Annotated in this window: 20 protein-coding genes; all 20 read right to left on the bottom strand. The window is 70.1% G+C overall.

The features are described 5' to 3' along the window. Positions 1-9 precede the first annotated feature (9 nt). The 20 genes from ACIPW5_RS11435 to ACIPW5_RS11340 all read right to left on the bottom strand — a co-directional run bounded on the left by ACIPW5_RS11435 (position 10) and on the right by ACIPW5_RS11340 (position 17,851). Complete coding sequence (locus tag ACIPW5_RS11435) at positions 10-1,329, bottom strand: phage major capsid protein (protein ID WP_401243516.1); 1,320 nt, start codon at positions 1,327-1,329, stop codon at positions 10-12. Between the two features lie 7 nt (positions 1,330-1,336). Beyond that, positions 1,337-2,188 (bottom strand): HK97 family phage prohead protease, encoded by an 852-nt coding sequence (locus tag ACIPW5_RS11430; protein ID WP_401243514.1) that lies wholly within the window; start codon positions 2,186-2,188, stop codon positions 1,337-1,339. A gap of 2 nt (positions 2,189-2,190) precedes the next feature. Beyond that, positions 2,191-4,152: a phage portal protein gene (locus ACIPW5_RS11425; protein WP_401243512.1), complete on the bottom strand. Its 1,962-nt coding sequence runs from the start codon at positions 4,150-4,152 to the stop codon at positions 2,191-2,193. Continuing rightward, positions 4,152-4,376, bottom strand: coding sequence for a hypothetical protein (locus tag ACIPW5_RS11420; protein WP_401243510.1), 225 nt, complete (start codon positions 4,374-4,376; stop codon positions 4,152-4,154). Before ACIPW5_RS11420 ends, ACIPW5_RS11425 begins: the two co-directional genes overlap by 1 nt. Before the next feature lie 10 nt (positions 4,377-4,386). Beyond that, positions 4,387-6,129, bottom strand: a complete 1,743-nt coding sequence (locus ACIPW5_RS11415; protein WP_401243509.1) for a terminase large subunit — start codon at positions 6,127-6,129, stop codon at positions 4,387-4,389. Beyond that, a complete protein-coding gene (locus ACIPW5_RS11410) occupies positions 6,098-6,550 on the bottom strand; it encodes a phage terminase small subunit P27 family (RefSeq protein ID WP_401243507.1) in 453 nt (150 codons plus the stop codon). Before ACIPW5_RS11410 ends, ACIPW5_RS11415 begins: the two co-directional genes overlap by 32 nt. Before the next feature lie 92 nt (positions 6,551-6,642). Then, positions 6,643-6,903: an HNH endonuclease gene (locus ACIPW5_RS11405; protein ID WP_401243506.1), complete on the bottom strand. Its 261-nt coding sequence runs from the start codon at positions 6,901-6,903 to the stop codon at positions 6,643-6,645. A gap of 228 nt (positions 6,904-7,131) precedes the next feature. Beyond that, complete coding sequence (locus tag ACIPW5_RS11400; protein ID WP_401243504.1) at positions 7,132-7,719, bottom strand: SGNH/GDSL hydrolase family protein; 588 nt, start codon at positions 7,717-7,719, stop codon at positions 7,132-7,134. Positions 7,720-7,832: 113 nt separating this feature from the next. Continuing rightward, positions 7,833-9,692 carry a hypothetical protein gene (locus ACIPW5_RS11395; protein ID WP_401243502.1) on the bottom strand — a complete coding sequence of 620 codons (1,860 nt, stop codon included), beginning with the start codon at positions 9,690-9,692 and terminating at the stop codon, positions 7,833-7,835. 784 nt (positions 9,693-10,476) lie between these two features. After that, positions 10,477-10,920 (bottom strand): hypothetical protein, encoded by a 444-nt coding sequence (locus ACIPW5_RS11390; protein ID WP_401243501.1) that lies wholly within the window; start codon positions 10,918-10,920, stop codon positions 10,477-10,479. A gap of 8 nt (positions 10,921-10,928) precedes the next feature. Continuing rightward, on the bottom strand, positions 10,929-11,156 hold the full coding sequence (locus ACIPW5_RS11385; protein WP_401243500.1) for a hypothetical protein: 228 nt from the start codon (positions 11,154-11,156) through the stop codon (positions 10,929-10,931). Continuing rightward, complete coding sequence (locus tag ACIPW5_RS11380) at positions 11,153-13,702, bottom strand: hypothetical protein (protein ID WP_401243498.1); 2,550 nt, start codon at positions 13,700-13,702, stop codon at positions 11,153-11,155. Before ACIPW5_RS11380 ends, ACIPW5_RS11385 begins: the two co-directional genes overlap by 4 nt. A 66-nt stretch (positions 13,703-13,768) precedes the next feature. Next, positions 13,769-14,161 carry a hypothetical protein gene (locus ACIPW5_RS11375; RefSeq protein ID WP_401243496.1) on the bottom strand — a complete coding sequence of 131 codons (393 nt, stop codon included), beginning with the start codon at positions 14,159-14,161 and terminating at the stop codon, positions 13,769-13,771. A 2-nt stretch (positions 14,162-14,163) separates the two neighbouring features. Further along, positions 14,164-15,279: a hypothetical protein gene (locus tag ACIPW5_RS11370; RefSeq protein ID WP_401243494.1), complete on the bottom strand. Its 1,116-nt coding sequence runs from the start codon at positions 15,277-15,279 to the stop codon at positions 14,164-14,166. A gap of 115 nt (positions 15,280-15,394) precedes the next feature. Further along, the gene (locus ACIPW5_RS11365; protein ID WP_401243493.1) at positions 15,395-15,583 is read right to left on the bottom strand and encodes a hypothetical protein; all 189 of its coding nucleotides are present in this window, start codon (positions 15,581-15,583) and stop codon (positions 15,395-15,397) included. 180 nt (positions 15,584-15,763) lie between these two features. Next, a complete protein-coding gene (locus ACIPW5_RS11360) occupies positions 15,764-16,858 on the bottom strand; it encodes a hypothetical protein (RefSeq protein ID WP_401243491.1) in 1,095 nt (364 codons plus the stop codon). A 30-nt stretch (positions 16,859-16,888) separates the two neighbouring features. Then, the gene (locus ACIPW5_RS11355) at positions 16,889-17,116 is read right to left on the bottom strand and encodes a hypothetical protein (RefSeq protein WP_401243489.1); all 228 of its coding nucleotides are present in this window, start codon (positions 17,114-17,116) and stop codon (positions 16,889-16,891) included. A 35-nt stretch (positions 17,117-17,151) separates the two neighbouring features. Next, the gene (locus ACIPW5_RS11350; protein ID WP_401243487.1) at positions 17,152-17,277 is read right to left on the bottom strand and encodes a hypothetical protein; all 126 of its coding nucleotides are present in this window, start codon (positions 17,275-17,277) and stop codon (positions 17,152-17,154) included. Positions 17,278-17,300: 23 nt separating this feature from the next. Then, a complete protein-coding gene (locus tag ACIPW5_RS11345) occupies positions 17,301-17,681 on the bottom strand; it encodes an ATPase (RefSeq protein ID WP_401243485.1) in 381 nt (126 codons plus the stop codon). Then, positions 17,681-17,851 carry a hypothetical protein gene (locus ACIPW5_RS11340; protein WP_401243484.1) on the bottom strand — a complete coding sequence of 57 codons (171 nt, stop codon included), beginning with the start codon at positions 17,849-17,851 and terminating at the stop codon, positions 17,681-17,683. The genes ACIPW5_RS11345 and ACIPW5_RS11340 overlap by 1 nt, the downstream gene beginning before the upstream one ends. Positions 17,852-17,874: the final 23 nt, after the last annotated feature.

Raw genomic sequence — 17,874 nt, 5'->3', positions numbered from 1 at the left:
TCAGCCTCCTCAGGCGGTCAGGTCGACCTCGACGAACGCGGACGGCTGGATGACGCCGAAGGCCGCGCGCATCTCGGCGAGGATCGCGACGAGGTTGCGGATGAAGAAGTCGGCGTGCGTGTCCGTGACCGTGATGGAGGCCTGCTCGCGGTCCCAGAGGATCGCCTTGCGGAAGTCGCCGACGTAGCCGGTGCCGGCCGGGACCGCCTCGGTCTCGATGACGGGCAGGCCCCACAGGACGGACGCCGAGCCGACGCCGGACGGCCCGCCGAAGTAGAAGCGGCCTTCGTTGTCCTGGAGCAGGTCGACCGTCTCGAGGTCGGCCGGGTTGAGCAGGTAGGCGTTGGCCACGGAGCGGCCGACCGTGCGTACCTTGGTCTTCGCCTTCCGCAGGGTGGTGAGGACGTTGGTGTCCCAGGCCTGCGCCTGCACGCCGGAGACGTTGCCGAGACCGTCGAAGTTCTCGCCGGTCCCGTCGCCGGAGATCATCTGGTCCTCGAGCTCCTCCTCTAGGCCGTAGCGCAGGAAGGAGTCGATCAGGGTGCGGATCTGGCTCGCGTCGGACAGGGCCCGCTTGGTGATCGGGATCCAGTGCGCGATCGTCCGCACGGGCGTGGTGACCTTGGCCGCGGCCAGCGCCGACTCAGGCTTGTAGCCGCCGCCCGCGTTGAGGACCAGCGCCCCCGGAACGGAGGCCGGCGCGGTCGGGGAGGCCGAGGACGTGGCCTCGGCGACCGGGGCCGCGTTGTTGGTGGTCGACGTGATCCGGACGTACTCGATCGTGTCCGAGGAGGTCCGGCCGTTGGTGACCACGTCCCTCAGGCGCAGCGGGCGCTGGAACAGATCCAGGCCGACGCGCTGGCCGAGGTAGTCGTTGGTCACCCAGGCGCCGGCCGACGTGTCGGAGGCGCCGGTGACGAGGGACTTGTAGCCGACCGGGAGGGACTGCACACGGGACTTCTGACCGAACCCGCCCCGCGGGGCCTGGGCCATCAGCCCGGCGAACTCCGGGGACTCGGTGAACGTCTCGCCCAGGCTCTTTCCCGCCGGCGGGACGATCAGGCCCGACGGGGTCCGCCGCTCGCCGCTCTTCTCGGTGAGCTCGACGCCCTCGCCGAGCTCCAGCAGTGCCTGGTGCATGGTGCTGGTCGCCTTGGCCTTTTCCAGGCCCTCCTTGGCAGCCTTGGCCTTGGCCATGTGCTCGTTGAGCTGGGTCCGCTCGGTGTCCGTGAAGTCGCGGTCCTCGGCCTCGGCCTTGGCCGCGATCTCGCGTGCTTCCTTCAGGTGGTGGACGAGCTCGTCGGTGAGCTCCTCAGCCTTGACAGTCATGGGTTCCTCATCCCGTGAGCGTGGAGACCTCGGCCTCGAGGGCCGCAAGGTCGGCGAGCTGACGGAGCGAGGCGGGGCTCGGGCCGGCCGGAGCCTCCTTGGCCTCAGGCTTGACCTGGGGCGAGGCGGTCTCGGGCGGGGTCGGCGTGGCCTTCTCTGCGTCGTCGGCGCTGGAGGAAAGGGAGTCCAGCAGCTCCTTGGCGAGGCGCGCGATCTCCTTCACGCGCTCCTCGTTCTTCTGGCTGAGCGTTCGCCCAGCCTTCACCGCCATGGCCCCTGTCAGGGCCTGGCGAAGCTCGTCAGCCTGGGCCGCGGACGCGCCTTCGACCGCGATGCGCATGGTGGCGCCGTCGGCGGACTTCACGTCCAGCAGCTCGGTGGCCTGGTTCGCGCCGATCAGGGTCGGGCCGACCTCGTACAGCTTCAGCTTGCGCAGCTCGAAGGCCTCGCCCTCTTCTCCGTCGTCGGCCTTGCCCTTGGCGGGGCCGCCGTCCAGGACGTCGTAGGCGAAGGAGAACTGCGTGACCCGCCGCCCCTTGAGGAGCTTGTAGACCTGCGCGGCCTTCGGTGAGTCGAGGTCGATGCGGGCCTTCACCCACAGGCCTTCGGGGCGCTCCTCGGCTTCCAGGACCTCGCCGATGTGGTAGTCCGGGTCGTGGGACATGTGGGACCAGAGCACCGGGATGGGGTTCCCGCTGGACTTCCACTCGCTCAGGGTGTCCCCGAACGCCCCCGGCATGATTTTGTCTCCGACGCTGTCGACGTTGTACGCGGCGACGATCGCCTCGAACACGCCGTCGTCGGTGCCTTCGTTCTCGCCCGCCGCCTTGATGCGCACGGGGCAGCTCTTGATTCGCATCGTCACTCCGTTGCGTAGTCGAGACGGCACTTGCAGCCCGCTGTTTCCTTGGCACTGCCGGCGCCGTCGCCGGGCCAGCGGAGCCCGTTGCTGAACACGTCGTCGAGGCTGACTGCCTCGCCGTTCTGCGCGCGATGCGACGCCCGCGGGTTCTGGCCGCCGGTCCGCCACACCTTCTTCGTCAGCCCGGAAGCACCGGCTGCATCGTGCGAGCCGAACCCGCGCGCCTCCGTCGAGGCCGTCATCGCACGCAGGTCGGAGGCCGAGTCCCACACATCGCCGGCGTGCTGCAGGTTGGCCAGCCAGCCATCGCCGTCGTCGTCCACCTCAGCCACAGACGCGCGGCCGGATGCCTCGTGCTGTTCGGCGTGCGTCTCCGCCGCGGCCAGTAGCCACGGCAGCATGACCTCCGAGTCCCAGCCGTCCGCCTGCGGGTTGAACTCGTCCAGCACGCCCCAGGCCGCCAGCTGCGCGATCCGGTAGCCGTGCTCGGCGATCAGGGCTGTCAGCTCAGCCACCCTGCTGTCCGCGCCTTCGTCCCACCAGCCGAGCAGGTCCGGCATGCCGCCCGCCTTCGCGGCTGCCCGGGACTCCAGGCGCGCGAACTGGCGCTCCGTCCAGCGGGACAGTGCGGCCGCGAACGCGTCACGCTCCTCGTCGAAGTCGCCCAGCCCGTCCGGTGAGGAGGCCGCCTTCATGAGCACCAGGCGGCCGCGGGCTTTTGGGAGCGCTCCAGCCTCCGCCGGCTCGGGCGCCGTGTCCGTCGGAGACGCCATGTCGCCAACGAGGACGTTCAGCGGGGTGACCAGCTCGTCGCCGCCGTCGATCGCGGGCAGGTTCATGCGGGCGCGGGCCTCGTTGCGCAGCAGCCACGGCGCTCCGACCGCGGTCTGCAGCATCGACGCCTGCTCCTCGAAGGAGCCGCGCAGCTTCTCCTGCAGATTGAACTCGACGTAGACGTTGTCGGAGTCCGGCAGGTCGGGGATCAGCTGCAGTGCGATCTCTTCCTGGATCATCGTCAGCCACGGGCCGAGGGTGTCTTGGTAGAGCTGCTGATGCTGCTCTTTGATGTTGGAGAACGTCGCGTGATCGAGGATCCCGACCATGGGCAGCGGGATGTGGTAGGCCGCGGCAACCTCTTCCCGGGTGAGCTTCCTGCCCTCGATGTACTGGGCCTTGGCCGGGTCGAGGGCGAGCTGGACGTAGTCCATGCCGTCCTCGAGGATCGGGGTGCCGCCGGCCGCGCTGCCGCCGGACGTGTACGCCTTCCAGGACTCACCGAAGCGGGCTCGGGCGGTCGGCTCCCACTTCGGAGCGTCCGCCGGGCGCTTCAGGACGCCGGACATCCGGCCTCCGTTGCGCCACATCTGCTCGCGGGAGCGGGTCGCCTCGAACTCCTCCTGGAGAAGGGCTCGCAGGGCGTCCATCGGGGAGGAGCCTGAGCGCAGGTCGTCGGGGTCGTAGCCGTGGAAGTGCACGACCTCGTCCGGGGTGAGCTTCAGCTCTCCCTTCGAGCCGTGCACGACGAACTGCTCGGGCTGGAGCCAGGAATCTCCCCGGATCTCCATCCTTGGGGCCGGCACCGGGATCACGCCGAGGAGCTCACCGGAGTCCATGCGGACCTTCACCCAGAACGCGGCGTCGTAGATGGCGATGTCCGACACCAGACGCTCGACGAGCCGGTACCGGGTCAGCTTCGCGCCCGGTGCGGCCAGGATCTGGGCCAGCGGGTGGTCGGCGAGGCGTTCCCGGTCCGTGTCCGACACCCGGCGGTAGCAGTGCAGGCCCAGCTGGGCGATGTTCCGGGCGAGGAAGGACACCACGGTCCTCACCTGCGGCTGGCGTCGGTAGAGGTGGCCGTACTCGCTGTAGACGTTGTCCGCGAGCTGGACGTAGGCGGGCGCCACGATCGCCGGCGAAACCGACACGCCGGCGAGCTGCCCCTGGGAGACGACGAAGGCCATCAGCCGCCTCCCGCCACCTGGATGAAGTCCACCTTGGCCCGCTCGATGAGGACTTCGCCGTCCATCGGGGTGTCTGCGGCGCCGTGCTGCATCAGAACGGCGTCCTTCAGGATCAGCAGCGGACCTCGCTTGGCCCACAGCACTCCGGCGAAGGCCTTGTCGGTCAGGTTGACCACCACCCGCTTACGGACTGCGGTACGACGCCACGGGAACCAGCCCCACACGGTGACCTCCTCACAGGACCATCAGGTCGCCGTCCTCATAGGCCGACTGGGTCGGCTCCTCACGGGTCATGGCCTCCGAGAGCGCCGTCACCAGCGCCGACACGGCGTCGATCTTCTCGGCGGAGCGGGCCTTGTCCGGCTTGACGTTGCCGGCCGGATCCATGGCCACGGCGAGGTTGTCGACCATCCACGCGACCGCCGGGTTCCCGCCGTGCCGCACTTGCGGGGCCTGCGGGGTGCCCTTCAGGAGCAGGCGCTGCAATTCCTTCAGCGGCGGGGACATCGTCACGAAGCCCTGCCGCACCTTGACCATCGGCGCGTCGACCTTGGCCAGCTCGTTGGTCAGCGGAACCGCCGACCACGGGTCGAAGCCGATGCTCCGGACGTCGAAGGCGACGAGGTCGCGCTCGATCTGCTGCTGGATGTAGTCGTAGTCCGCCACGTTGCCCGGAGTCGCCACCAGCAGCCCGTCACGGACCCAGACGCTCGCTCCGCCGGCCGTCCGCTGGTCCAGGGCCTTGATGTTCTCCTCGGGCGTCCACAGCCGCCACAGGGCATCGAAGCCGCCGCGCTCGTCGTCCGGGAACAGCCAGCACAGGGCGCACAGGTCGGACGTGGCCGCAAGGTCAAGCCCGCCATAGGCCTCCCGGCCGGCGAGTCGGGCCTCGTCGACCATCCCGGCGTTCGCGTTCCAGGACTCGATGGTCAGGAACTTCGTCTCCTGCTTCGTCCGCCGGCCGAGGTGGAGGCGCAGGAACTTCGCCAGGTCCGCCGGGCTTTGCTTCGCCTCGTCGGACTTCGCCTGCAGGTACGAGCGCGTAGGGCTGACGCCGTACCCAGGGTTCGCCTTGCGCCACGTCGCCTCGACGTGCGGATCGTCGTCCCTCTCGGCTGCCCACACCACGCCGTATACCGAAGGGGCCGCGAACACCCGGCGGGCCAGCTGCTCGACCCGCTTGCGCTTGCGGTCGTACACCGACTCCCGCTTGCCCGAGTCGGCCGTCGTGATGATGACGACGAGCGGCTGCCGGCGTGAGCCCGTGCCCGTCTCGATGGTTTCCACCAGCTCCGGGGTCTTGTGTTCGTGGAGCTCGTCGACGATCGCGCAGTGGATGTTCGCGCCGTGCTGGGCGCCGGCCACGGAGGCAATCGGCTTGAAGTAGGAGCCGGACCGCTTGTGCAGGATCTTGTCCTTCAGCGGCAGTACGTGCTTCTTCAGCGCGGGCGCGGCCTCGGCGAGCTTCTTCACCGGCTCGAAGACGAAGCCGGCCTGCTCCTTCGTGGTGGCCGCGGTGATGACCTGTGCGCCCTGCTCGCCGTCCGCGCACGTCATGTAGATCGCGAGGCCGCCGGCCAGGGTGGACTTGCCGTTCTTGCGGGGCACATCGACGTACAGCTCGCGGACGATCCGCACGTAGGACTGGGCGTCCTCGTCCCAGCGGACCCAGCCGAAGACCGGCGCCAGGATGTAGGCCACCTGCCACGGGTCCGGCTTCAGCGGCTGCCCAGCCCACTGGCCCTGGGTGTGGCGGAGCAGGCTGAACGCTTTGATCACCTTGTCTACGCGGTCCGGGTCGAAGACCGCGCCCGGCGCCTCGCCAGGAGACGGCGTCTGGATCAGCGGCGGGCAGTCGGGGACCGGGAAGCCGCGGTCCTCGAGGTACCAGGCCACCTCGGGCGATAGCCGCAGACGCTCCAGGTCGAGGCCCGCGGGCGCGCGCTTACGCGAACGGGTTGTCGTCCTCGTTGCCATCGTCGGCCCCTCTCGCGAGGGCCTGCTCCGACGAAGGGGTCAGGCCGAAGTGGGCCGCGAAACTGCGGAGCTCCCGGCCGGCCGCACGCGCGATGCCGACGGCAGGGTGGGCGAGGGTGCCCTGCCTCGCCTCGATGGTCAGGCCCTCCTGGTGCTGCTGGCGGATCGCGTCCACGAACGTCGCCCAGGTCTCGCAGTAGGCGGCCAGGACGGCCCGGTCCTCCTCCTTGAGGATGTCGAGCCGGGTCAGGCCGGGCACCACCCGCCGCCACTCCGCCGCGGCCTCAGCCGACAGCCAGTCGGGGGGCTCCGGGGCGATCCGCCGGAACGCCGGGCCCGGGTTGACCGGCCGGCCGGCCGAGTCCTTTCCGGGCGCCCGCCCCTTGATCAGCTTCAGAGCGGCAGGCTGTGCTGTGGCCATGATCCAGACCCCCTATCCCCAGATCTGTGCAGCGGTCTTTTTCTCTGACCGCGGCGGGCCCCCTGACCTGGGGTTTTGGGATTCTGACTCCCCTACCCCCTGGCCTGACGCCTGGTCTGATTCTTGATCCTGTTGGCTTGGGCGGCTTCCGCCTTGGACTTGATCGCGTGGCAGTCGCTGCAGATGAGCCCGAGGTTCTCCAGGGCCCTTGAGGCTCCGCCCTGGCTGATCGGCCGCTTGTGCTCGAGGTCGTAGATCTCGCCCTCGTCGCGTTCGCGGCCACAGACGTAGCACGTGTCGTTGTCACGGACCGTGACGCGCTTCTTCAGTGACCGCATCGTGCCCGAGCTCATCCCGTAACGGTCTTGCTTGCGTGCACGGTTCGCCCACGCTGGAGGCTGATGCTCCTCGCATCGCCCTCGGTTGAGCGCGAGTTGCTTGCAGCCCATCGCGCTGCATCTGGACGGCGGAGCCATGGGCACGGCAGTGTCCCCCTTCGCTGGTCCACCTGGTCTCTCACTGCACCCCAGGCCCTGCGGTGGGGTGGGGTTCACCGGGGGGGGGTACGACGATGGGGGGGGCTATTCGGGGGGCGGGGGGCATTGCACACCCGGGGGTGTCTTGCTCGTCACCTGGGCCAGGGGGATACCGAATGCTTCGGCCAGGCGCTGATAGCCCGCGTCGTTGGGGTGGAGCCGGTCCGCCATGTCGTCCGGCCCGAGGGAGGGTGGCTCGACGTAGGTGAAGGCCTCACCTGCGTGGGCGCGTAGTGCGGCGTTGAAGCGTACCGCCTGCTGCTCAACGCCCCCTGTCGTGGGGATGAGCCCCATGACGAGGACCACGCTCCCTGGCCGGTCCGCCTTGATGTGGGTGATCAGGGCGAGGAGTCGGCCGGCCGCACCGTCGCCTTGTCCGCGGTCGAGGTCGTTGATGCCGGCGTGCAGCAGGACGACGTCGGGCTGCGCCAAGGCGAGCCATCCGTCGATGCCGTCACCTAGCTGGCCGATCATGTAGCCGCTGTGGCCCTCGTGATTCGGATCCGGGATGGGCCCGCCCCGCTGGGATCCGACGAAGTCGACGTCCTGGCCGAGTAGCTGCTCCAGCGGTCCGCGGTAGCCAGCTCCCGTGCTGCTGCCGACGCCTTGGGTGATGGAGTCGCCGAGCGGCATGACCCTGACGGCAGGCCGTACCGTCTCGGACATCGTCGGGCACGGGGCCGCCTGGGTAGGCGTGCACGCGACGAGTCCGAGCAGCAGGCCTACGGTCATCTGACGCCGTACCACTAGGCGGTGGTGCTGTCAGTGATGAGGCCGAGGGACGCTAGCGCGCTGAGCAGCGACGCGAGCGCCGCGTTCCCGCCCCTGGAGCCGGTAACGCTTGGCTTCGTCACCGCCGTTGCGCCGTAGAAGCCCAGCGTCGTCCCGAGGTGCCGGAGCATCAGGCTGACGATGAGCGCGTCGTCGGTGGTGAGTTCGTTCGCCCCGGAGCGCCGCAGGTTGGTGTCTCGGGCTGCGTTGCCAGGGCCCCACTCCAGGGTCCCGCTGCCCAGCACCCGCCACCGGTCGAACGTGTCGCCGCTGACCCCGCCGCCGTGCGCGGTCGTAGCCGCTGAGGCCACGTTGTTGGTGACAGTGCCGGTCATGGTGCCGCCCGTGAGCGGCAGCAGGCCGGCAAGCGCCGCGGCAAGGCCGGTGACTTGGGACTGCGCCACGGTGACGGGATCGCTGCCGCCGGATCCGTGCGTGGACGCGTGCGCGGTCGGCGTGGCGGGCGGGCTGGTCCAGGTGCCGGGTGTGCCGTCCGCGGTGCACAGCCACCATGCACCTGCGGAGTCCTGCACCGCGTCGCCGGCGGTCCACGTTCCCGTTGTGGGTGCTCCGGTACTGGCGCGCCGGCCGCAGAGGCGGATGCTGGTGAGGCTGTTCTTCGCGCCGAGGGAGGCAATGCCGGTTGCCGGGTCGAGGGCGTGCTTGGTTGCCCCATACAAGGCGTCGACGAACTCGACCTTCCCCGCGACCTGCGCGTTCTGAGCGTCGGCCGACAGCCGGAGGTACGCCCGCTGGGTACCGTTGAACCCAGTACCGCTCCAGACCGAGAGAATCAGATCGGCGCCGGTGCCCTCGAAGTCGAGCGCTGAACCGCCGCGCCTCAGCCGGTACCCCTTAGTGAAGTCCGTGATCGTCAGGTCGCCGCCCGAGACCGTGGCGTTGCCGGCGACCTGAAGGCCTGCCAGCCAGGCGGTACCCCCCTCGATCGCGGCAACTCGGCTCAGGGCGTCGTTGACGAACCCGTCGAGCGCGGACAGTTCCACCTGGGTCGCGAACTTGTTGTCGGCGTAGCTCCGGTCGCCGTGCGGGTCGGTGGCGTCCCGGTGCGTGTTGACCTTGGCCTGTGCGCCGCTCGCCGTCTCGAGGGCTGCCGTGTCGGCGATGCCGTGGACGGCAGTCGTGTCCGCCTCGTGCGCGGCCAGGGCCGAGGCCGCGGCCGTGGTCGCCGCGGTCTGTGCGGTCGTCGCCTTGGTCTGGGCGCTGGCCGGGGTCTCGTAGGCGACGTTGGCGCGGGCGACCTCGTCGGCGATGGCCGCGTCGGTGTAGGCCTCCGCGTCAGCGTTGTTGCCGTCGACGCCCGCGGGGCCCTGGGGGCCGGTTGGCCCCGTCGGGCCGGTAGCGCCCGTTGCTCCGGTGGCCCCCGTAGCGCCCGTTGTTCCAGTCGGTCCTGCCGGACCCGTGGGTCCAGCTGGCCCCTGGGGACCGGGGACTGTCACGTAGTCGCCGTTGGCCGGGTTGGTGGGCGCGAGGTCGGACAGCTGCACCGTCGGGCCGAGCGAGTTCGCCAGCAGGATGGAGTAGCTGCGGCCCGCGGCGGCGTAGGGCCGCTCAATAACCCTGTACGTCCACCCCGTCGGCACACAGTCCGCAGCGTCGGAGGCAAGGAGCTCAACCCCGGTGGAGCCGTCCTCGGCCTTGAGGACGCCGTCAACCCAGATGCCGACCGCGTCGCCCATGATGATCGCGCCGTAGGTCGCGGACGTGATGACGCCTACCTGCGGGCGGAAGATGACCTTGCCGCGCATCGGGGCGCCATCAGGGTGAGAGCGAATGTCCGTGACCGTCACGGTCTGCAGGCCGACGGGCAGAGGCATTGGACACCTCCTCGTCGGTCAGGTGAATTTGCCGCACCATGTGCAGCGGCTCTCGCCGTCGGTTCCCCATCGCACGTAGTCGTGAAGGCCGATCGCATGCCGGAGGGATCGGGTGGTGCGGTAGAGCCAGTGCCAGGTGGCGTAGCTGCGCGGAATCGGGTCGGCTTCATCGCCTGACCATGGGCTCGGAATGCCGAGTGCCGTCGCTCTTGGCAAGGTTCGACCTCCTCGTCGGTCAGGCGGCTCGTGCTCCAGCGGGGAGCGGTGGGGGTTCACCGAGGTGTGTCTCGCCTGTCCACGGGTCGACGGTCTTCCGGTCGAGTTCGCGGAGGTCATATCGGACGGCCTTGCCGGTGCCGTACCGGCTGATGCGGCCTTCGGATGCCCAGCGCCAGATGGTTCCGATGGGGCGTCCGGTGTAGTAGGCGGCGTCCGCAGCTGTGACGAGCTGGGGGCGGTCCATACGCACCCCCTGAATGACGAAGGCCGCCCCTGAAGGACGGCCTGAGCGCGCACGAGTGCTACTTCAGCAGATCATGACTTCGGCGGGTTACTCGTGTCAAGGGATGTGGCCTGATGGAACACTGCATGGCATGGCCGTTTCGTACATGGTTCGCGGGTCCACGGAGGCCGAGTGCCAGCGGGAGTTGGACCGGTTGTGCCTGCTGCTGGGCGCCGAGCCGACTACCGCGCCGATGCAGGCGTCGGGTCCGGGGTGGATCGCGCGGGCGGTCGCGCCGGCGGCCCCGGCCCGTGAGGGCCAGGGCCGCGGGTAGGACGGCTGCTACCGCTTGTTGATGGTCTTGGCGAAAAGGCCGCGGGTCTGGGTGCTGACGTTGTGGTGCTGCTGGCTGACAGGCCCGTTGTAGTGGTGGTGCTGCTCGGCGGGCACGATCCCCTGTGCGCCGCGGAGGAGCCGGGCGACGGCCAGCAGGGGGATGGCGAGGGCCGCGGGGATGGCGCAGATCATCCCGATGACGGCGGGGTCTGCGTACCCAGAGGCCACGAGGACGCCGATCGCGACGAGTCCGGGCGGGACGGTGGCCAGTCCGGCGGCGAGCATCAGGCTGCTGATGTCCGTCGCCCGCTGGGACATCGGAGGCCGGCCGGGCTGGGCCACGGGCGGCGTGGCACCGACCCTGGGGAGCGGGGAGTCGTCCCGGTAGGCGGTCGCGGGGCGGAGGGCCTCGTTGACCGCGGCGATGAGGCGGTTGGCATCGGTCGTCATGGCTGGCCTCACTTGCTGGAAACGTCGTTGACGGCGTCGCTGGCCGTGCGGACTCCGGTGCCCATGACCTCCTGCACCTTGGCGACACCTGTGGCACCCCACGGGGTCGCCACGAGGAGGACCCAGAAGAGGCTCACGACGAGGAACTCGCGGCGCTTGAAGCTGGCGTCCTTCTTCATCCAGATGCCAAGGCCTACGGCGACGAGAAGGAACAGGGCGGTGGTGGTGAGGGTCATGACGCGCTCCGGTTTTCTGCGAGGGGGGTGTCGAGGAGTTCAGCGGTGTGCCAGTCGCGTTCGACTTTGCGGAGCTTGTCGAGGCGTTCGAGGCGGGCGGTGGCGTTGGCGACGTTGGTGGGCTTGAGGCCGGTTACTTCGCTGATGGCCTTGTTGCGTCGGGCGCCGTGGTCGACCGCGTCCCAGACGAGCCGTGACCGCGTGAGGGGTACGAGGTCGTCGAGTTCGTCGTCCTCGACGGCCGGCTGGGAGGGTGCGAGGTCGATGACCGCGGCCTGGCGGCCGGACTGACGTCCTGCCATGAGGTCGCGGAGGAAGGCCTCCTCGTCGGCAGCGTCCAGGTGCCGGTACTCGGCGCGGTGCTGGTAGGCCGGGCCGGCGCAGTCGGCCTCGGGCGCAGTGAGTGTCTCCAGCGGGAACTGGCGGGCGATCCGGGCCGGGTTGGTGTGGAACATGGCCCGGGACTGGGTGTACTGGGCCTTGCCGTCGGCGAGGTAGCACAGGCCGCCGGTCTCGGAGCCGTCCGGGAAACGCTCGGGAAGCGGGGTGAGGCGGAACTCTGGTGAGCGGGAACCGAGCGACATGATGTCGACGTCGGCGCGGGCGGTGCGGAAGAGGGCGATGTTCCCAGACTGGAGCATGTCGCGGATGGCGTTGGCGCTGCTGTCCGATCCGAGGCTGTCCAGGTTGGGGATCTGCACCCAGATGCGTGCCGCGATGCCGGCGGCGCGGGAGAGCCGGCCGACGCTGGAGACGGATCGCAGCAGGGGCTTGACGTGATCGGCCATCGGGTCCTTGAGGACCATCTCGTTGAACTCGTCCCAGGTGACGACCATGGGCGCGAACGGCTCGCCCGGCACGAAGAAGGACCGGCCCGTCTCGGTGAAGCCCTCCGCGTCGAGCCACTGCATCTTCATCTGCTCGGCGTAGCGGTACTCGCTGACACGGTTGGCGGCCTGTCCCATCAGCATGGCCCCGTAGGCCGACTTGACGAGCCAGTCCAGGTCGCCGGCCCAGGGGGCGTATCCGGCGCCGCCCTTGCCGTCGGCCAGCCAGGAGATGAAGCCGTTCTTCCGCTGGGCGACCTGGAGGTCTTCTTCGAGGCTGGTCTTGCCTGCGCCGGTGGTGCCGGAGCCGAAGGCGTGGACTGCGGACGCGGAGGGGCGGCCGGACAGGCCTCGGCGGGTGGCGTCGAACTTGAGGAGGCGCCATTTCGCGGGCTGGCCGTAGATGTCCTGTCCGACGGAGATGTAGCCCTGGTCGTCCATGGTGAGGGCGTCGAGGTCGAGCGGGATCCCGCCGGAGAGGGGGTTGGTGGCCATGTCGTTGACCTCGATGCGGCGGGCGTCGAGGACCCGCAGCTGGAGGCGGGAGACGGCCCCTTCTCCTTCCATGTCGAGGGCCTGGGCGATGTCGCGGGCCTGGACCTCGGCGACGGAGGTACCGCGGCGCGGGAGGACGATCTTGAAGCGGCGGCCGAACTGGGTGTGCTCGACGTCGTACAGTTCGCTGCCGTTGTAGGGGCCGAACTCCTTCCACACCGCGGGGAGGTCGTCCAGGTCCAGCTGGCCGGCGGTGGCGGCGCGGAGGGTCACGGTGAGCTTGGCCCTGCTGGCCGGCATGTCGTCGGGCCGGTAGATGTTGACGGCCCGCGGGGGAACCTCGAAGGCGATCGACACAGGATCCTGGCCCACGCCGACGGCGGGCTTCGCTGTCGTGGAGACGATGACGGCGCTGAGTTTGTCGTCGTCGAGGCGAACGTTGACGAGCCTGGAGTCGGGCAGCGGGCCGCGCTCGCAGGCGATCCACTCGTTCCAGCGGGCCAGGTACCAGTCCGCATCCCGCGTCTGCACTGCGGCGGGGACGGCCGGGGCCGGCTTGGTCCACATCCGGGCGCCCCAGGTCGCGGCCATCGAGCCGACGACCAGGTCAGCCCACCAGGGCAGCGGCAGGTAGCCGGTGGCGGGGATGGCCGCGAGCGGCCCGGCGCGCAGGGCCATCTCGGTGGCGCTGTAGCGGCGCCACCAGCCCTTGTCCCAGTCGGGCAGGGCCCGTACCCAGACGGTGCGCAGCATCTGGCAGCGGGCCCGGTGGGCCGCCGCGGTCGTCTCGCGGATCAGGGCAGGCCGCTGTTCGTGGTCGTACCAGCCGTTCGCGGCCTGCAGGACGGGGGTGAGCATGCCGTCGCTGTCCACGGTGGGGTTCGGGGTGTGCTGGGCGGCCAGGCGGCGGCGCATCCGGTGCAGGGTGCGCCGGTAGCGGCGGCGGCTGGCTCGGCACATCCACTCCCACGGCTCTCCGTGTCCGGGGAGCCAGCGCCAGGGGCCGGGCAGCATCCCGAGGGCGGCCCAGCCTGCAGCCGCACCGGCGGCGCCTGCGGTGGTGAGGAGCAGGGGGTCGCCGCTGAGCATGGAGGCTGCTCCGAGGCCGGTGCCGAGGTAGAGGCCGGGGTTGTTGAGGGTGGCGATCCGGGCACGGATGCCGGTCAGTTCCTGCGTGGTCGGTTCGGTGGTGGTGCGCGGGGTGGGTACGGTCGTCGTCGCCATCCGCTCGTCTCCGATTCCAGGGTGGGCAGGGGCGGGGCCGGAGGGGGCCCCGCCCTGCGGGGTGGTCTAGCGGCGCTGGTTGAAGCTGCGGTCGGCCATCTGCACGCTGTGGGTGCGGTTGGCGTCGGCCATGCGGCCGTGCTGGCTCTCCGTCTCGCCGGCCAGGCCCTGGGCGGCGGTCGCCAGGGCGTCCGAGGCGGACACGATCGCGGCGACGCTGCCCGCCATGGCGTGAGAGATCGTGGAGATCTCCATGTAGGCGGTGGTGGTGGGCTCGTCGACGCTGAGGATCGTCATGGCCTCGGACAGGTAGCGGGCGGAGGCGGCCCGGTCCTCGAACCGGTCCTGCATCCGCTCGACAGCCTGGCGGGTGCGGGCGGCTCGGATGCCGTAGGCGGCGGCCCTGGCCATGACAGCCGCGTAGGTGACGGTCACTCCGATGGCCTTCGTGATTCCCATGGTCAGGCTCCCGTCGTCTCGTAGGCCTCGGAGTGGGCGGCGGTGTCTTCCGCGTCGACGGCGTCGCTGACGTAGAAGGGGCGTTCGGCGACGGACTCCATGTCGGCGGCGATCCCGGCGTACACGCCCTGGCCGGCCTCCAGGAGCTTCTTGGCCTTCATCACGGCCTCGTCCTGGGCGTAGGTGTGCTGCTTGAGGTGGCCGAGCTGGCTGTTGATGAGCTGGTACTGCTCCATGCAGCGGGTGACCCAGCCGATGACCCGGTCGCCGGCGCCGGCGTTGCGCAGGGCCGCGATGAGTTCGTCGGCGCGGCTGATCTCCCGTTCGCAGCGCTGCTGGAGGCGGTCGTAGACGGTGAGGTCGTCTTCGCACATGAGGGAGAGCTCTTCGCTCTCGTCCCTGACGGACTCGTAGGTGACTTCGGATGCCATGCGGCCGACTCCGTTCTCGCTGGGCTGGGCTGGGGTCGTGGGGGCGGCCGGTTCGACGGCCTCGGGGGGTGCGGCAGGCGGTTCGGGTTCGCGGGGCGCCGGTACCGCGATGGGGTCCGGTGCGGTCTGCGCCTCGGGCTGGGAGGGCGCCGGTCCGGGGGCCGGAGCAGGGTCCGGAGCGGGTGCGGCAGGTACCGGTTCCACGGGAGCCGGCCCGGCCGCGCCCACGGGCTTGGTCAGGACGACCTGACCGGGAAGCCCCGCAGTTGGCGGTTCCGTCGGCGTGGGCGGAATCACCGGCGGAGCGATGACCGGGGCCGGATCGGGAGCCCCTTCGGCCTTGCGGCGCCGGCGGTACTCCTTCAGAGCCGAACGGCCGGTGTCGCGGGCCCAGTAGACGCCCCTGGCCGTCCAGTTCCCCAGGTGGCGGCCGGCCGGGGTGGCGACACGTTCCATCGGGGTGTGGCGCCGGTACCCGGAGCGGAAGGCCTCGGGAATCGTGAGAGGCTCCTCGTCGCTTTCCGCCGGGTCGGTGCCGTGCTTGTCGGCGATCTTGCGGACGGCCTTCTCGTGGCGGACCCGCTCCCGCCTCAGGTCTCGCTCGGCTGGACTGATTCCCAGCCTCGCCTGTTCGCTCTGCGCCCCTGCGGCCCACGCCAGAAGGCAGGCGGCGAGCAGGACTTCCATCGCGTCTCCTTACGTTCTGCGACGGGAGAAGGTGAACGTCTGGATCGTGCGCGCACGTGCGCGCGTAGCACGGATCCGAGTTCACGTCCTCCCGGGTGAATGAACGAGTGAATGATTACCGTGCGTAGCGGTCGGTGATGGCCTGGAGGACATCTGCGACCTCGCGCCAAGCGCGATTCGCAACGACCGGATCGAGATCGCGGAGCTCGCTGCGAAGCCGGTCCAACCGGCGGATCGCCCCTTCCTTCGGGGACTTGGCGTCCCGGCGCTTGATCTCCTTGGCCCAGTAGGCGGATCCGCTCATGTCGTCCTCCGCTTTCGGCTGGGTGGTGAGGCCTTCCGGGTCTGCTTGCCGGGTCTGCGAAAGTTCCGCTCGCCGGGGTCACTCGTCGGCTGGCCTGTGGGTTTGTGGATTCGACTGCTCCGGCAGTCGCAGCAAGGTCCAGCGGTGGACCGCTGGGCCTCACTGGTGGTGCCGGAGGGGTCAGGCGGGTACGGCTTCGGCCTCGAGGGTCTCGATCTCGCCCCAGATGCGGCGGATGCGCCCTTCGCGCGCCTTGAAGCCGGCCTCCAGGAAGGCGGCATACGCCTGCCGGTAGGAGCGAGGCGGCTCCATCGCGTATCGGAGCCACCGCACGACGATCTCGAGCTGCTCGTCGCTGAGTGTCATGTCGGGTTCGGGGGTCTCAACGCCTGCGGCCAGGGCCAGCTCCTTGAGGCTCATGGCATCCTCGACGGGGACCTGCTCCACCTTCGGTTCACTGTCCGTTTCGTCCGGGATCACGGGCGGGGTGGCCGCGGCCTCGATTTCCGGGATGACCTGCGTGGCCACTGTGTGGCCACCCTGCTCAGGCGGGGTGTGGCCAGCGCCCGTGGCCACGGGGCGTGGCCCGATCATCAGGAGCTCCCGGGAGGCGAACGCGGCAGCCTTCTTGCCGTAGTCCGCGTCGGCCGCTTCGAGAAGCTCCTCAGCCTCAGCGCGCGCCCTGCTGATCTTCTCCTGCGCCTTGGTCAGCGCCTTGGCCCGGGCGATCTGACGCTCCATCTCGGCGAGGTGATCCGCCGTCTCGAGCAGCACGTCGGTCTGCGCCTCGGACGCCAGGTGCCGGGCGTCCGCCGCGGCGAGGGCCCGGGCGTTGCGGGCGGCGGCGGACTGCTCCGCGATCCGCCCGGAGGTCTCCGCGTCGGCCAGCATGTTGTCCGTGAACAGCCGCAGCCCCATGAACACGGCGGCGGCGACAGGAACCCCGGCGAAGATCTGCGCGTGCCCGAGCTTGAGCAGTGTGGTCACGGACACGGCGATCGCGGCGGCCGAGATGCTCAGCATCACGATCATGCCGACCTTGGACCGCTGCCGGATCGCCACCTCCGACATCCGCAGAACGCCGATCCACAGGGCGTCGTAGACCAGGGCGATGGTCCAGCCGGCGGCAGTCGCGGCGTCGCCGTGCAGGCCGAGCATCTGCCCGAGCTGCGGGCCGACGGTCGCGGCCATGAGCACCAGCGCGGCGCCGGTGAGACCCTTCTCGAGGATGGCGAAGGCGTTCAGCCCCCGGATCCTCTGCTTGATCCTCTTCATGGCTCCTCCCTTCAGGTAGAGCGGCGGCTGTCAGGCCGCGGCGGGCAGTTCGGCGTCGAGCTCGTCGACCAGCGGACTGTTGTGCTGGTTGGCCTTGTCGTGGGCGTGGGCCTCCAGCCACACGAACGCGGCCTCGATCCGGTCCTTCGCCTCGACGGCCTGGTAGTAGCGGCGGACGACGTCCTGGCGGTACGCGTGCTCGGCCCAGGCGGCGTCGGTCTCGTCGGGCTGGTGGATGGGGGTGACGGTGGCGAGCATGATCGTGGTCCTTTCGGGCTTAATGGGGTGGGGATTCAGCAGCCGCCGTCGCGGCGGGCGGCCTCGGCGATCGCTTCGGCCTGCCTCTGGCTGGCCCGCTCGAGTTCCTCGGCCGCCTTGCGGAGGGCTTCCATGAGCTGCTCGGGGGTCTGCTCGGACATGTCAGTGCTCCTCTTCGGTGGGGCTAGCGGGTGATGACGGGCTTGGTCAGGTCGCGGTGCTGGAGCTGGACCTGGAGGCCGCGGCGGCGGAGCCGACGGGCGAGGTAGTGCGCGACGGTCGCACTCCTGTGCCTACCTCCGACGCATCCGACCGCGATCGTGATCTCGCTCTCGGAAGGGCCCTGGCGGAACGCGGCCACCTGCTGGACGGTCGCTTTCATCAGCGGGCGGATGCCCGGCGTGCGGAGTACGGCCTTGCGGACGGCCCAGTCACGGGCGGTCTTGCCGCGGAGCGCCGGGTTCACGTGCGGGTCCCGGTAGGCCTGCCTCAGGTCGAGGGTGATCGTGGCCTCCGGCGGGGCGGCATGCCCGTAGCCGAAGGACACGATCCGGATGTCGGCCATCAGCTGCGCTTCTGCTGGCGGAGCTCGTCGGACAGCTTGTCCATCGTCGATACCAGGTTCTGCTCGCCGCCCTCGAGGAAGGCGTGGTAGACGATGTCAGCCGCACGCTCCGGGTTGCCGCTCTCGACAGCGGCCTTCGCCTCAGCGGCCTTGTCCTTGAAGAAGTCCATGGCAGTTGTCCTTTCGGGTGGAG

The organism is Streptomyces sp. NPDC090077 (assembly GCF_044747545.1).
Lineage (GTDB): Bacteria > Actinomycetota > Actinomycetes > Streptomycetales > Streptomycetaceae > Streptomyces.
This window is presented reverse-complemented; position numbering and strand designations above follow the sequence as displayed.